Origin of the sequence: Nostoc sp. CALU 1950, assembly GCF_051172895.1 — a bacterium.
GTDB classification, from domain to species: Bacteria; Cyanobacteriota; Cyanobacteriia; order Cyanobacteriales; family Nostocaceae; genus Nostoc; species Nostoc edaphicum_A.
Genome location: NZ_JBDNJQ010000105.1, coordinates 1 through 14643, shown reverse-complemented (window position 1 = coordinate 14643; position 14643 = coordinate 1). Strand labels below are relative to the sequence as shown.

The window sequence follows — 14643 nt, the reverse complement described above, 5'->3', positions numbered from 1 at the left end:
GAAGGCTACGCTGACAAACAACAGACACTAATAAACCCTAGATTTTCCTTGGGGTTACTATATATTACTATCCAGTTATCAAGGTTAGATCGGGATTATCTCCAATCTGTATTCCTTGCAGTTCATAAGCGTTTCAAGAGCGGGAATTGGCAAAACATCCAGAGAATGTGTGTGACTCTTTGCCCAAATAGATTGTGGCTAACTTCACTGCGAAAAGACGTTTTGCACCTGACAACATTATAAGTAGCCACCTTTAGTCCAGTGTAATACACCCTCTACGAAACAAATTGATTACACCTATAAAGATTGTACTCAAGCTAATGAATATCTAAACTAATGTGAAGCTGGGTTTTATATTTCTTAGCAAGTGGGTAACACAATTTGAGTGGGCAATATTCAAATTGGGAGATTAGACGATTTGTTTGCTCGATCTGTTCACAGGATTGAAGAGTGAATCGACGAACACTGAAATGCACCCTAAAAACACTAAACCCCTTAGGATTTTTAACTCTAAGAGGTTTTAGTTGGAAGCGGGTGACGCGATTCGAACGCGCGACATTCACCTTGGCAAGGTGACGCTCTACCACTGAGCTACACCCGCAATCAATTGCCATATATCAATATCTCAGATTTATCCTTAATTGTCAACCCCTTTATTTATTTTAGTCATTAGTCATTGGTCATTGGTCATTGGTCATTAGTGAATGACAAAGGACAAAGGACAAATGACTAATGACTCATTTAGCCTAGTTCTTCTGACTCCGCAGTTAAATTGCCGATGCTGGCACTTTGAAAAGAGGCTGGCAAAGACTGGCTATTACGAGAATATGGCTCTGCCAGGTTAGAACGCAGTTGCCGCATCAGGCTTGCCATTTCTAGGGCATTCAGGGCATAATCCCAACCATGATTACCTTTGATGCCTGCCCGTTCTAAGGCTTGTTGCATGGTGTCTACTGTCAAAATGCCAAAAATTACTGGCACTCCAGTTTGAAAGCTAGCGGCGGCAATGCCTTTAGAAACCTCGGCGGATACGTAATCAAAATGGGGTGTTTGCCCTCGAATAACTGCACCTAGACAAATTACAGCATCATAACGATGGGAAAGTGCTAGTTGCCGAGCTACTAAAGGTACCTCAAAACTTCCCGGAACCCAAACATAGTCCACCTGATCACCTTGGGGGTTAGGGTCTACACCGTGGCGTTTCAAGCAATCTTGACATCCCTCTAGCAGCTTTCCGGTAACGAGGTCATTGAATCGACCAATCACTACTGCAAACCGTAAAGGCTCCGTTTGGGTAAAAGTTCCCTCGAAAACTGCCATGACTGCCTCTTTATCAACTATACTTCTGGCCAATATACATTTCTTATTAAAATGTAGAGGAGCAGGAAAGCAAGGTCATAAAAAAGGAAATCGGAAAAAACTTCTCCTTTTTTCCTTTGGTTTTTGACCTTGGCTTTTCTGCCCCTCTAGTTCTTATATTATGTGCCTGCGCCAGAGCGAAGCCGTCGCCTACACGACAAAAAAGTTTAACAAACCAACTAAAAACACCAAACCAATCCAGACACCAGAGCCAACCCAGAGCAGTTTTTTAGAATCATTCCAATTTTGGGGAGTGGCGTAAGCAACAGGAACCCCAACAACTAGGACAAAGGACAACAGGACTAGACCTATCAAGGCAAATTGGAATATTATGGTCATTTTTGCTTCTCCCAATACAGCGAAATAGTGATATGTCCTACATTAACAGTAAGCTGTACAGTGTAGGCTTCTCAGTGACTCCTGCGATCGCATAGGACATTTCCTGAGCTTTAGTTTTATGTCCCCGTGATACCCCAACGGAGACAATTTGATTTTTTCTTCCTTTCGTACCCCACAAATTTTACGACACAGGATGAATTGCTTATGACTTTTGCACTGATGTGTCAACCAATGGTAAATTTGCATTCTTTGAAAGGATGCCTACTCGTTTCCCGTTGTCCAACGTTTCACGTAGGTTTCCCAGAGGGCTGTCTAGAGGTGTATCAACGACCGTGGCGGCGAGTAACCAATTAAATCATACAACGCCCCGATCATCTATATTCAGAATATTTGACAATTAAAGTGCTGACTCTCAGGGCTTAAGGGTGAGGCTTCTGCCCATTTTAGCTAAAGGGCGACACTGACACTTTTTTCTTGTTTTTAAGCTACCAGAAATTACAACATCTTAGTCATTTGTTCTTTGTTTAAGTACGGATGACTAATGACTACTTAACTATGGATTTAATTCTTTGCCACACGACAGCAGATTTTGACGCATTAGGAGCAGCAGTAGGGTTAACGCGCCTACTACCAGGAAGTAAGATTGTGCTGACTGGCGGTTCTCACCCTCCTGTACGGGATTTTTTAGCATTGCATCGAGATGAATATCCGCTGATTGAACGCCGTTCGGTGAATCCAGAAAAAATTCGTTCTCTGACTGTGGTGGATACACAACAGCGCGATCGCTTGGGTAAAGCTGCTGAGTGGTTAGATTTACCCAATCTCAAAGAGATTATAGTTTATGACCATCACTTAGGACAAGAATCAGATATTCCCGCGACGCGATCGCATATTGACTCAGTAGGAGCCACCACAACTCTCATCGTTGAGCAATTGCAACAACAGCAAATTTCTCTCACTCCTGCCGAAGCCACAGTAATGGCTTTGGGTATCCACGTTGACACTGGTTCCTTGACCTTTGACCAGTCCACACCACGGGACGCTTTAGCTTTGGCTTGGTTGATGCAACAAGATGCCAGTTTGTCGGTAATTTCTACCTACCGTGACCCTGGATTGTCTTTGCAATTGCAGCAGCTATTAACTGAATCGCTGGAAAATTTAGAATATCTTTGTCTACGCGGATATACGATTGCCTGGGTAACTATAAGAACTAAAAATTTTGTGCCTGGATTATCGAGTCTGGCTTCGGAACTAGTGGAACTAACCGAAATTGATGCCATACTGTTGGCTAATGAGTATCCTTTGGGTGAAGATGATTCACGCTTAACTGTAATTGGGCGATCGCAAATTCCCAAAACAAATCTTAATCTATTATTCCAACTCTTGGGCGGCGGCGGTCATTCACAAGCCGCATCGCTAAATCTAAGAGGAGTTGATTCACAAGCAATTTTAAAACAACTCCTTGACGGGATAAAAACGCAAATTCCCCATCCCCCCACTGCGAGGGATTTGATGTCTTCTCCTGTCCGTACGATTCTGCCTGAAACCACAATTGCTGAAGCACAGCGCATTTTGTTGCGCTATGGACACTCTGGTTTATCTGTAGTTGATACTCAAGGGCAACTAGTAGGTATTATTTCACGCCGGGATCTTGATATCGCCTTGCACCACGGATTTAGTCATGCACCAGTTAAGGGCTACATGACAAGAAATCTGAAAACAATTACACCAGATACGACATTGCCACAAATTGAGTCGCTGATGGTGACTTATGATATCGGACGCTTACCAGTATTGGAAAATGGTCAGTTAGTTGGTATTGTCACTCGTACTGATGTCTTGCGGGAATTACATCAGGAAAGGGATGAAGATGGAGAAGGGGATGAGGAGGAGAGGGAGAGAGGGGGGAAAAGTAATATTAATCTCCCTCAATTGCAAAATAAACTTGCTCCTCAGTTATGGCAATTACTCACCACAGCATCGCAAGAAGCCGAAAAACGGGGTTGGCATCTTTATTTAGTCGGGGGTGCGGTGCGAGATTTGCTGTTAGCTGAGACAGCAGGTAGCTTGATGATTAAAGATATTGACCTAGTGGTTGATGGCTTTCACAAATCAGCAGATGTTGGCGCTGGTGTGGAACTAGCAAAAGCACTCCAGCAACTTTACCCTGCGGCTCGTTTAGAAATCCACGGGGCTTTTCAAACTGCTGCTTTGTTGTGGCACAAAGACCCAGAATTAGATTCTCTATGGGTAGATATTGCCACCGCTAGGACAGAATTTTATCCTTACCCGGCGGCGAATCCAGAAGTTGAAGCGAGTTCGATTCGTCAAGACTTGTATCGTCGAGATTTTACCATTAATGCGATTGCTCTACGGCTTACTAATCCCCGTGCTGGTGAATTACTCGATTTCTTTGGCGGATTACTCGATTTACAAGCTAAACAAATTCGGGTTTTACACCCCAACAGCTTTATAGAAGACCCCACCCGCATTTATCGTGGCGTGCGGTTTGCTGTGCGCTTCGGATTTCAGATAGAACCGCAAACTGAAGAGTTTATCCGCTATGCCATCAACAGTGGTGTTTACGATCGCACTGCTCAAGAGAATAGCAGAACTCCAGCCCTGCAAACGCGACTGAAAACAGAATTAAAACACATCCTAGAAGCCCACTATTGGAAATCGGCTTTACAGTTACTCGATAACTTAGGGGCATTGCAATGCATCCATCCTAGCCTGAAGCTAGATATAGAACTACTGCGGCAATTACGCTTGCTAGAACGCTGTTTACGGCGATTTGACCCCCAACAAACCCTAATTCATTGGGAAATGCGTTTGGAAGTGTTAATCGCCCACCTAGAACCACAATATCGGGCGAAAGTAGCAAAAAATCTGCAACTGCAAGAGGATAGCATTAAACGCTTGCAAAACTTGACTTCTGCCCAAACTGAGGTGATGGAATCTTTGCCTAAGCGTCAAAGTCCCAGTCAAGTAGTGCAGTTGTTGCGACAGTACGATTTACCAATGCTGATTTTAATTGCTTTGCAAAGTCCGCGATCGCTTAGACATCAAATTTGGGAATATTTAACTGTTTTGGCTAATGTACAGCCACTATTGAATGGCAATGATTTAAAGAAACTTGGTTACAAACCAGGCCCCCAGTATCGGCAAATATTAGATGATATAGTTGCTGCTACCTTAGATGGAGTGATTAAAGATAGGACTGAAGCTGAGAAGTTTTTAGCACAACACTATCCTAAATGAAATAGCTCTGGTCTAAATTGTATCTGGATCAATATTTAACTCCCGCAGTTTTGCTGCTAAACGTTCAGCTTTTTGTTCGGCTTGTTCTGCTTGTTGTTGTGACTGTTCAGCCTTTTGTTCGGCTTGTTCTGCTTGTTGTTGTAATTGTTCAGCTTTTTGTTCAGCTTGTTCTGCCGTTTCTTCCGGTGTTGGTACTAGTTGCCCATCTCGCGTAAAAAACCGCAATAAGCCTTCATAAACTCCCAAATATAACCCTAGCTGATGACTCCACAAATATCCTTGTTCACTTGGTTGTAGAGGTTGATATTCTCCATCTACTAAATGAAATCCAGCAAATTCTAGTGTGTAGGGGTCAAACCAAAAATAATCGGGTGTGCGGAAGGTATCTTGATAAATTGTTTTCTTTAAACCTTTGTCAGTATTCGCTGTTGAGTCAGACAAAATTTCCAGAATTACATTCGGATATTTGCCATCTTCTTCCCAGACTACCCAACTTTTGCGGGTTTTACGTTCAGTTCCCAGCACAACAAAAAAGTCTGGCCCTCGGAAGTGTTCTGATTTGCGTTGGCGCGGACTGTAGTAGATAGTCAGATTTCCCGCCGCATAGAAATTATTTCTATCTCGCCACAACCATTCCAGACACGTTAAAAGTAGGATTATTTGCCGTAGATGTAGTTCGCTTTCCAAGGGAGGCTCATCACTATATAAATCACCAGGGGGAAATATAACATCTTGGCAGATGCCTTGTTGAGAATCTAATTCTTGAGCAATAGTCATAGAATGGATACGGCATCAAGTGGTTATGGATTGATTTTAGCAGTGTTGTAGTTAGCGATCGCATACCGCGGAGGCCCAGAGGGCACAGAGAAGAAAAAAGCGATCGCTACCCTTCCGAAATTCCTTCATGCTAAACTGTAGTCAATATCAAACCTCATCACAACTCCAACGAGATAGCAGAAATGAAGTAGTACCAAAGACCTGTTGCACCAAAGCAACAAATGTCAACGAAGAATAAACGCAACTAGTTTGACAGGGTTACTTCACATAGTCATGCACTAAAAATATTGTTATCACTCCTATATACATAGAAACGCTTGACGATTGTCTGCGCTGGTTTTTTGTGTCTAATCTACCCGCAGTTTTTGGAAAAACGCGGGTGGAAGTTTGCGAATTGAGGTTTGAGAATAATGCCGAAAAAATTAATACTGGTAGCTGAGAATTTAGCATATAAACTCAGCATAGATAGAACTTTGTTTCAAGGAATTCCTCTGAATATCGAAGCGGGCGATCGCATCGCTTTAGTTGGTCGCAACGGGGTAGGAAAATCAACCCTTCTCAAGATACTTGCAAGTCAAATTAACCCGTATACAGGTTCAGTTTGGCATAATGGTATTGTCTATTATTTGCCACAAATCAGTACTATCAGACAAGAAATTACATCAGAGACAGTGCTTAGTTTTTTGATTTCTATCTCTGATGAATGGTGGAATATTGAGGAGATTTTACAAACACAATTCCACACAGCACTTGACTTATCTTTACCAATTACTAACTTGAGTGGTGGAGAACTTACTAAACTATTTCTAGCAATCGGTTTAGCTCAAAAACCAGACTTGCTATTACTTGATGAGCCAACAAATCACATGGATTTGCAAGCTTTAGAAAGCTTGAAGCAGTTTCTTCAAGATTTTGCAGGTGCTTTTGTAATTGTCTCACATAAGCCTTTTTTCTTAGACAAAGTGACAGATGTTACTTGGGAACTTACACCTGTTGGCTTGAAAATATATGGTGGTAATTTCTCGTACTATCGAGAACAGAAAGAAGTCGAGTTAGAGGTAGCATTGCGATCGCACGAAGCCGCCAGAAAGGAACTCAGACGTACCCAAGCCACAGCTATGCAAGAACAGCAACGCGCAGCCCAATCAAGTCGCAACGGTCGCGCCAAGTTCCTTAATGGTAGTATTGATAGAATGGCAGCCGGACTAATTAAAACTAAAGCTGAAGCGTCTACCGGAACTGCGAAAAAGAAACATGAAGCAGCAGTGGCAAAGGCTAATCAAAAGGTTGCAGAAACAAAGGTAAAAACTACCAAAGTCACAAGTATTCAGCTAGAAGAAAAAAATCAAAAGCGCCGAAATCTCATTAATATCCAGGGTGCAAATCTTAGGATATCAAAGCGTCTATTGATTCAAAATATTCAACTGCATATATCATCTGGCGATCGCATAGCCATTATCGGCGCAAACGGTTCTGGTAAATCGAGTTTGGTAAAGGCAATTTTGGGAATGGAAAACCAAACAGCGATTTTAGAATCAGGTGAGGTTTTGCTCACACCAGCGATGAAAGCTGTATATCTCGATCAAACCTACGAATTGGTAAATCGACAATACACAATTCTGGAAAATATGCAAGCTGCCAATCCCGATCTCAGCTATCAGCTTTTGCGTCAACAACTAGGACACTTTCTCTTTAAATATGATCACGTTCACAAAAGCGCCTCTGTATTGAGTGGAGGTGAGTTAGCAAGATTAGCGATCGCTATGATTAGTATCTCAGAAATCGATCTACTGATTCTCGATGAACCAACTAATAACCTGGATATTGAAACCGTTGAACAAATAGTAGTAGGTATCAATGATTACCAAGGAGCGCTTTGGGTAATTTCCCACGATATCGATTTCCTCAGCCGGATTAACATTACCCAAGGTTTTAAATTAAGGGAACAAACTTTGCAAATGACGACTTATTTACCGAGTACACCAGAGCAATATTATCGAGAGTTAGCTGGAATGCCATAAATAAAGTGATCGCCAACGCCAAATTTCTAGCTCTACAATAGAAGCCGCAAAGCATACAGGCAAGTTATAATTCTCTTGCGGTGCAACGTAACAAAAATTTATGAGTAATCCCCTTGTGCAAGCCTTTTTCGTAGGCAGAGCGGTAGCTGAAGTAGTTAATGAGCGTTTAGAGGTCGCCTTGACCGATGCTTTGAGTGATCTGGGCAAATTTGATGCAGAAGCTAGAGAGCAATTGCGCCAGTTTACAGAAGAAGTCCTAGAGCGGGCAAATCGGGCAGCAGAATCAGCTAATGCTGGTCAAGCTACCGCAGGTAGTGGGCAAGCTAGCTCTGATTCCGGTGACTTGCAAGCAGATATTGACGAATTAAGAGCAGAGATTGCCCTATTACGAACAGAATTGCAACATTATCGTCGAACTTCTGCATAAATTTTAGTCATTAGTCATTGGTCATTAGTCATTAGTGAAAAATTATGTACGAATGACAAAGGACGAATAACACAGGAAAAATGACAAATGACAAAGGACACTTAAGAAAAAAATAGTTTAGGAATCAGAGTGTCTTCTCTTTCAAGTGATTCGGTTGCAAACCAACGGTACACAAAGTATATGGAACAAGGTTATTCAGATAAGGCATACCGTTGGAATCGGGAAAAATACTCTAGCAGACGGCGTTTTGTGGACATTTGGTCTTTTGTCTTGACCTTATTGTTCAAACTTTGGCTATACAACAAATCTTGGAGTTATCCGGGTGGTGTGACTGAGGCAAAGCAAGCTGCAAGACGCAAAACCCAAGCGGTTTGGATTCGCAATACCCTACTGGATTTAGGGCCAACCTTCATCAAAGTTGGGCAACTGTTTTCTACCCGTGCTGATATATTCCCTGGTGAATATGTAGAAGAACTAGCAAAGTTACAAGACAAAGTACCGGCATTTAGCTATGAGCAAGTAGAAGCGATCATTGAAAAAGAACTAGGCAAAAAAATTCCTGAACTCTTCCATAATTTTGAACCTATTCCCTTAGCTGCCGCTAGCTTGGGGCAAGTACACAAAGCTGTGCTACATACTGGGGAATCGGTTGTTGTCAAGGTGCAACGTCCTGGACTAAAGAAGTTATTTGAAATAGATTTACAGATTCTCAAAGGAATTACCCGCTACTTTCAAAACCATCCCAAATGGGGACGGGGGAGAGATTGGTTGGGTATTTACGAAGAATGTTGCCGCATTCTTTGGGAAGAAATTGATTATCTTAACGAAGGTCGTAACGCCGATACTTTTCGCCGGAACTTTCGCGGCTACGATTGGGTGAATGTCCCCAGAGTATACTGGCGTTACGCCAGTTCTAGAGTGCTGACTTTAGAATATCTCCCTGGAATTAAAATTAGCCAATACGAAGCTTTAGAAGCAGCGGGTTTGGATCGAAAAGCGATCGCTCGTCAAGGCGCTCAAGCCTACTTACTACAATTACTCAATAGTGGCTTTTTCCACGCCGATCCTCACCCAGGCAATATTGCCGTCAGTGCAAATGGCGCTCTAATATTCTACGATTTCGGTATGATGGGGCGGATTAAGTCCAACATCCGCGAAGGACTGATGCAAACACTGTTTGGCATTGCCCAAAAAGATGGCGATCGCGTTGTGCAATCTCTGATCGATTTAGGTGCGATCGCCCCAACCGATGACATGGGGCCAGTCCGGCGTTCCGTCCAGTATATGCTGGACAATTTCATGGATAAGCCCTTTGAAAACCAATCAGTCGCGGCAATCAGTGACGACCTTTACGAAATAGCTTATAATCAGCCATTTAGATTTCCTGCAACTTTCACTTTTGTGATGCGAGCCTTTTCTACTCTGGAGGGGGTAGGCAAGGGTCTAGATCCAGAGTTTAACTTTATGGAAGTTGCCAAACCATATGCAATGCAACTTATGACCGATATGAATGGTTCTGAGGGGAATAGCTTTCTTAACGAATTAAGTCGCCAAGCAGCTCAGGTAAGTAGTACCGCCTTTGGTCTACCACGTAGATTAGAGGATACACTAGAGAAGCTAGAGCAGGGAGACATGCGCTTGCGCGTTCGGTCTATAGAAACTGAACGCCTGCTGCGACGACAGAGCAGTATTCAGCTTTCAATAAGCTATGCTCTGTTAATCAGCGGTTTCACGCTTTCAGCTACTATTCTAGTGGTTAAGGATTATGTATGGTTGGCACTGCTGCCAGGTTTAATTGCAGCGGCGCTCTCAGTGATCCTGATCCGATTACTTTTACGCCTCGACCGTTACGATCGTATGTATTAATTGTTGCAAAAAAAATTATGAAACTTAATTTCACGGGTTTTAGCGATCCGGGACTTATTCGTTCTAATAATCAGGATGCTTACTATATCGACCCAGAAGGGCGGTTTTTCGTCGTCGCCGATGGAATGGGTGGTCATGCCGGAGGTGAGGAAGCAAGTCGCATTGCTACTGAAGAAATTCAGGCGTATTTGGTAGCAAATTGGGAATCTTCTAAATCTTCTCAAGAATTGCTAGAGCAAGCTTTGTGGGGTGCCAATGAAGCGATTTTGCAGGATCAGCAAAACCATCCCGAACGCGCTGACATGGGTACAACGGTTGTAGCAGTAATTTTTCGTGCCCCAGAGTCTCCTTGGTGCGCTCATGTTGGCGATTCGCGGCTGTATCGCTTGCGGGAGTCGCACTTAGAACAGGTAACAGAAGACCATACTTGGGTAGCACGAGCAATCAAAATCGGTGACATCACTTTAGATGAAGCGCGATTACATCCTTTTCGTCATGTATTATCGCGCTGTTTGGGACGTGAAGACTTGCATCAGGTTGATGTGCAACCACTAGATGTCAAAGCTGGCGATCGCTTGCTGTTATGTAGTGATGGTCTTACAGAAGAACTTGTCGAGCAAAAGATTGCTAATTGCCTCAAAGATAGTCCTTGGCTTGATAAAGCTGCCATCTCTCTAATTGAGGCTGCCAAAGAGCATGGAGGGCACGATAACATTACAGTTGTCATCGTCTCACTCGAAGAAAATAGTCATTAGTTATTACTCTTTTTCCAAGGACAAAGGACAAAGTAAAAATCCGGTAAATATACTCAGTAATTTGTTCAGTGTGAGCATTTTTCCTTTTTACAATTTGATACAAATATTTTTAGCCTCTAAAATGACCTAAAGAGGCTAGATTTGCATAAATTGGTTAATTGACATCTTGCACGTAATAAGGTAAAGCGACTATAATTCACGCTTATTACCATTAATTCCCCAACCTCCTTAAAGTCTCCGCCCTCCGAAGCTTCCTCCATACTGAAGGAGAAAGCATCTTAGGTTTTCTAAATAGAAAAACTTAAGACGGTTAAGCATAGCACTTGTTCTTCTCCTCAAAGGAGAATTGTGCGAAGCAAGAAGGAATCAGGGAGGTAGTTATACTTATCCGAGGCTAAATAGAGCCTATTTTCCGGAATATGGTTCAGCTGACTTGGGTGGTATATCAGTAGGATTAGGTGCAAGATATCAGAGCAGAAAAAGTCCACATTTCGGATGTGGGCAACCTGTCAAACAATTGTTATCTTTCGTAATACGGAGGAACAAATGTTGGACAGATATAAGTCCAAATCTTATCCCATTTGGACTTCTGTGAGCGATATCACCTTTACGCGTTGTTTTTTCGGAGTTAACTATGAATCAACCCATGAAACTATCCTTGGAACAGCAATTCAGCATCTGCTCATTTGCTACTCAGGTACAAAATATGAGCCACGACCAAGCTAAAGACTTTTTAGTCAAGCTCTATGAGCAAATGGTTGTGCGGGAGGCAACTTATCAAGAGCTTCTTAAGCACCAGTGGGGCTTAGATTCCGGTTCCACTATGGCATAGAGTCGTTCTGATGTCGCAGTGGGCGACCTCCTTCTCTTGCTTGGTTCCAAGGAGGAAAAGAGCTGGGGATGTCGGGGCGTCAACTTCGATAAGTAATTCCACAAGAGCGGTGCAAAAGTTCAATCCACGAAATTAACTAAGAACGAGTAAACATTGTCTACGGCATATCTGTTGGAGTCTAGACTTAATTTCAGCTTTGTAGACTAAAATCGCTGTTTGCTTTAGCCAAACTTCTTCTTGTTTCGTCTAGTCTGAGAATCACACCTGCGTAAATTGACAATTTCCTGGAATATATACAGAGGAATATTCAGAGAGAATTTAGACAGCACTAATTTGGCAGCTAGTGATTTCACTCTTTATACATATAACTAGAACTTACATCTTTATATATACTTTGTTTATAAAAGTTTACATTATTTCAGTGCCTACCCCTTAGTTACATCTAAAACACGTAACATTCAGAAATTATTCTTAGTAGTCTGTCAAGGCAAGTTTGCTTTGTTTAAAATTCTCCGCGTCTTTGTGTCAGTCCCAACCCGTCAAATTTGGAATGACAGACCACTAGCTGGAAAGATCGTATGGAGAATCTGTATCAATACTTTCTAGTTTTGTTAGAATTTGAGGCTTAATCTTTTCATACTCACTTTTGAGTAAGCTTTTACTGATTTGTGGGTCAGCAGAGGACATTAAGGTGTTGCTCATTGCGACCCACTCTTGTAGTCGCTGGCGCTGGGCAGAAGCCACGCTGGAAAGTAAGATATGGGTACAGCGATTTGGTGTTTCTCGTGCAAAGAATAACAGGCGGTAGTAACCTGTGTGCTGGAGTAACCTAGCAATTTCTTGACCAAGACTGCTTTTGAGATCAAGGTAATAAGGCAACCATTTAGCACCATGCTTGCGGTTATAGATGACAGTAATCCATAGCAACATGGGATGAGGAATAGAGATGAAAAGAAATTGGTTATAACGGGTACAGAGTAAGCGCTTCTGAATTTCTTCTTGTGGTAGCATCACCCATAGGGCTGGTAAAATCTCCCCATTGGTGTGAATGGTCTGGGGAAAGACAATATCGGCAATTGGTTTATTTTGGGGCCAGGAAATGGCACGAGCGATTTCATCGTTTGACCAGGATACCCGCAAATCGGCTTTAGTCTTTTGTTCAAGCTCAGGGCTAGCTGTAGTAGAAGGAACTAGAGCATGGCTATCTTGCTGAATTTTGCGTGTATACTCAGGCTTTTCTAGAGATGCTAAAACTCTTAGAATTTCAGTGATACTTTGGGGGCGATCGCGTGCTAGTTTAGCTAGACAACTCATCACCAAATTTTCGATTTCTTTTGGTAGTTCTAATCCAGGCGCAACCTCAGCAAAAGAACGTGGTTTTTGATAGTGATGTGTTTTATACCATGCTCCAAAAGAGTGAGTTGGTGCTACCAGTGGCATTTTGCCTGTGAGCATCTCAAACATCATGACGCCCAAACTATAAATATCAGCACGGTTGTCTAATTCCTTACCCTCCATCTGTTCGGGAGAAGAATAAGCCAATGTCCCCAAATAGAATTTTGTATGGTCACCATCTGACTGTAATAATTTAGCAATACCAAAATCTAGAACCTTGACCAATTCTCCAAAACTGGGATCTTGAATCACCAGCATATTGCTTGGCTTGACATCACGATGGATAATTGGGCAAATAGTACCATCAACTGGAATGCCATCATGGGCGCACTGTAATCCCAGGCTGAGTTGACGCGCCATACTCAAGAATCTTGGTAAAGGCAGTCGTTGCTTGCGAATAATATTGTTCAGGCTTTGTCCTTGTAGATATTCCATGACGTAGAACGGGGTGTTATTGTCATCTACGCCATAATCCATAACTCGGACAATGTGGATGCTTTTTTGCCCTAATAAAGCACAGGTTTTTGCTTCTCGCTCAAAGCGGTCTTGCAATCGCATCTTTTCATTTTGGATTGAGAGAGCGAGAAACTTAACCGCAACAGGTACACCTCCCAACAAAGTATCTTTAGCACGATAAACCCGACCCATTGCTCCAGTACCGATTAACTCCTGGAGTTGGTAGCGTTTGCTGAGTAAGCGACCAATGTTGGGGTCTGACATAGAAAATTTGAATCCAAAAGCAGGTTGTAAGTGTTTGGGAGGAAAAGTGCATTCAAACTGATATCTGAGTTATTGCGCCTAGAAATGACTTTCTACGCTCGTACCGCAAGCTAGAAGTCGGAAGTCAAAAGGCAAAAAGCTTATAGGATAGGCTTTTGTGCGATTTTCAATCGTTGCTCTATTTGGGCGGTGCTGTACTAGCTTTTTCAGTCGTCTTTTAGAGGATTAAAGCCATAATCTAGCAGTTTGTAACCAAGACGGTTATTACAACTGGTGCAATATGCTAAATCAAACAAGCAGAAAGGGTAGATTTATAATGATGCTTTGTACCATTTTGCACTTTAATTGTGGTGTAGTTTTAGTTTGCCCAATTTTGACTAAATAGATAACTCTGGGGTATGCCAAAAACTTTAATTAGGAAGTACCACACTCACCACAGAGTTCTGAAAATTGAGTAATGAGTGCAGAGTAAAGTATTTGCTAAAAGGCTAGGGTTTTTACCAGATAAAGAAAATTGAGTTCTTAATTTTGGATAAAGTCGAGCTTAGAGAATGTTTGTAAAGTCTAATTTCTGAATCCTCTGAGTGACTAGAAGTCTTGCACCAGTTGCTTATGGGGGAAACTCCCAGACGTTTTCTGCTACAAGCTGCGCGTAGGTTACTTCCCTGTAAGAGTATGCGGAATCTTTGGCGCAGTCTCTTCTATCGAGAGGCTGCACTATACGCTAGAGCGTCTCCCCTTCGGTGAGAGACGAGCCTTCTATATTCGGAGAAGACCGCACTGGCTTGACTACACAGACAAAACTCACCTCCGCAGATCATCAAACCCTTGAATTGGTATAGGACTCATATTTGATTTCTGAAAAAACTCAGTACAACTAAGAAGCCTTCT

At 42.4% G+C, this 14643-nt stretch carries 10 protein-coding genes and 1 tRNA gene; 6 read left to right on the top strand and 5 right to left on the bottom strand.

Features of this window, described 5'->3' with window-relative positions:
* Positions 1–529: 529 nt before the first annotated feature.
* The 3 genes from ABF638_RS24635 to psbZ form a co-directional block, all read right to left on the bottom strand.
* Positions 530–601: transfer RNA gene (locus tag ABF638_RS24635), tRNA-Gly, on the bottom strand.
* 140 nt (positions 602–741) lie between these two features.
* Complete coding sequence (gene ribH, locus ABF638_RS24630) at positions 742–1320, bottom strand: 6,7-dimethyl-8-ribityllumazine synthase (protein WP_190893873.1); 579 nt, start codon at positions 1318–1320, stop codon at positions 742–744.
* Between the two features lie 189 nt (positions 1321–1509).
* Positions 1510–1698, bottom strand: coding sequence for a photosystem II reaction center protein PsbZ (psbZ, locus tag ABF638_RS24625; protein ID WP_069072749.1), 189 nt, complete (start codon positions 1696–1698; stop codon positions 1510–1512).
* A gap of 555 nt (positions 1699–2253) precedes the next feature.
* On the opposite strand from psbZ, the gene ABF638_RS24620 reads away from it, so the two are divergent.
* On the top strand, positions 2254–4959 hold the full coding sequence (locus ABF638_RS24620; protein WP_435025564.1) for a CBS domain-containing protein: 2706 nt from the start codon (positions 2254–2256) through the stop codon (positions 4957–4959).
* A 12-nt stretch (positions 4960–4971) separates the two neighbouring features.
* Here the strand turns inward: ABF638_RS24620 and ABF638_RS24615 are convergent, their stop codons facing one another.
* Positions 4972–5736, bottom strand: a complete 765-nt coding sequence (locus ABF638_RS24615; protein WP_435025552.1) for a Uma2 family endonuclease — start codon at positions 5734–5736, stop codon at positions 4972–4974.
* Between the two features lie 410 nt (positions 5737–6146).
* On the opposite strand from ABF638_RS24615, the gene abc-f reads away from it, so the two are divergent.
* From abc-f to ABF638_RS24590, 5 genes are all read left to right on the top strand, one after another.
* Positions 6147–7757 (top strand): ribosomal protection-like ABC-F family protein, encoded by a 1611-nt coding sequence (gene abc-f / locus ABF638_RS24610; protein ID WP_435025550.1) that lies wholly within the window; start codon positions 6147–6149, stop codon positions 7755–7757.
* A 100-nt stretch (positions 7758–7857) separates the two neighbouring features.
* Positions 7858–8184: a DUF6825 family protein gene (locus ABF638_RS24605; RefSeq protein ID WP_181931036.1), complete on the top strand. Its 327-nt coding sequence runs from the start codon at positions 7858–7860 to the stop codon at positions 8182–8184.
* A 180-nt stretch (positions 8185–8364) separates the two neighbouring features.
* Positions 8365–10050 carry an ABC1 kinase family protein gene (locus ABF638_RS24600; protein ID WP_435025563.1) on the top strand — a complete coding sequence of 562 codons (1686 nt, stop codon included), beginning with the start codon at positions 8365–8367 and terminating at the stop codon, positions 10048–10050.
* Between the two features lie 17 nt (positions 10051–10067).
* Complete coding sequence (locus tag ABF638_RS24595; protein ID WP_435025548.1) at positions 10068–10805, top strand: Stp1/IreP family PP2C-type Ser/Thr phosphatase; 738 nt, start codon at positions 10068–10070, stop codon at positions 10803–10805.
* A gap of 634 nt (positions 10806–11439) precedes the next feature.
* On the top strand, positions 11440–11637 hold the full coding sequence (locus tag ABF638_RS24590) for an NblA/ycf18 family protein (protein ID WP_041565841.1): 198 nt from the start codon (positions 11440–11442) through the stop codon (positions 11635–11637).
* 561 nt (positions 11638–12198) lie between these two features.
* Here the strand turns inward: ABF638_RS24590 and ABF638_RS24585 are convergent.
* Positions 12199–13752 (bottom strand): serine/threonine-protein kinase, encoded by a 1554-nt coding sequence (locus ABF638_RS24585; protein ID WP_435025547.1) that lies wholly within the window; start codon positions 13750–13752, stop codon positions 12199–12201.
* Positions 13753–14643: the final 891 nt, after the last annotated feature.

Bases quoted from the DNA above. Each gene is read 5' to 3' on its own strand.
- ribH (WP_190893873.1), bottom strand. From the start codon at position 1,320: ATGGCAGTTTTCGAGGGAACTTTTACCCAAACGGAGCCTTTACGGTTT.
- psbZ (WP_069072749.1), bottom strand. From the start codon at position 1,698: ATGACCATAATATTCCAATTTGCCTTGATAGGTCTAGTCCTGTTGTCC.
- ABF638_RS24620 (WP_435025564.1), top strand. From the start codon at position 2,254: ATGGATTTAATTCTTTGCCACACGACAGCAGATTTTGACGCATTAGGA.
- ABF638_RS24615 (WP_435025552.1), bottom strand. From the start codon at position 5,736: ATGACTATTGCTCAAGAATTAGATTCTCAACAAGGCATCTGCCAAGAT.
- abc-f (WP_435025550.1), top strand. From the start codon at position 6,147: ATGCCGAAAAAATTAATACTGGTAGCTGAGAATTTAGCATATAAACTC.
- ABF638_RS24605 (WP_181931036.1), top strand. From the start codon at position 7,858: ATGAGTAATCCCCTTGTGCAAGCCTTTTTCGTAGGCAGAGCGGTAGCT.
- ABF638_RS24600 (WP_435025563.1), top strand. From the start codon at position 8,365: ATGGAACAAGGTTATTCAGATAAGGCATACCGTTGGAATCGGGAAAAA.
- ABF638_RS24595 (WP_435025548.1), top strand. From the start codon at position 10,068: ATGAAACTTAATTTCACGGGTTTTAGCGATCCGGGACTTATTCGTTCT.
- ABF638_RS24590 (WP_041565841.1), top strand. From the start codon at position 11,440: ATGAATCAACCCATGAAACTATCCTTGGAACAGCAATTCAGCATCTGC.
- ABF638_RS24585 (WP_435025547.1), bottom strand. From the start codon at position 13,752: ATGTCAGACCCCAACATTGGTCGCTTACTCAGCAAACGCTACCAACTC.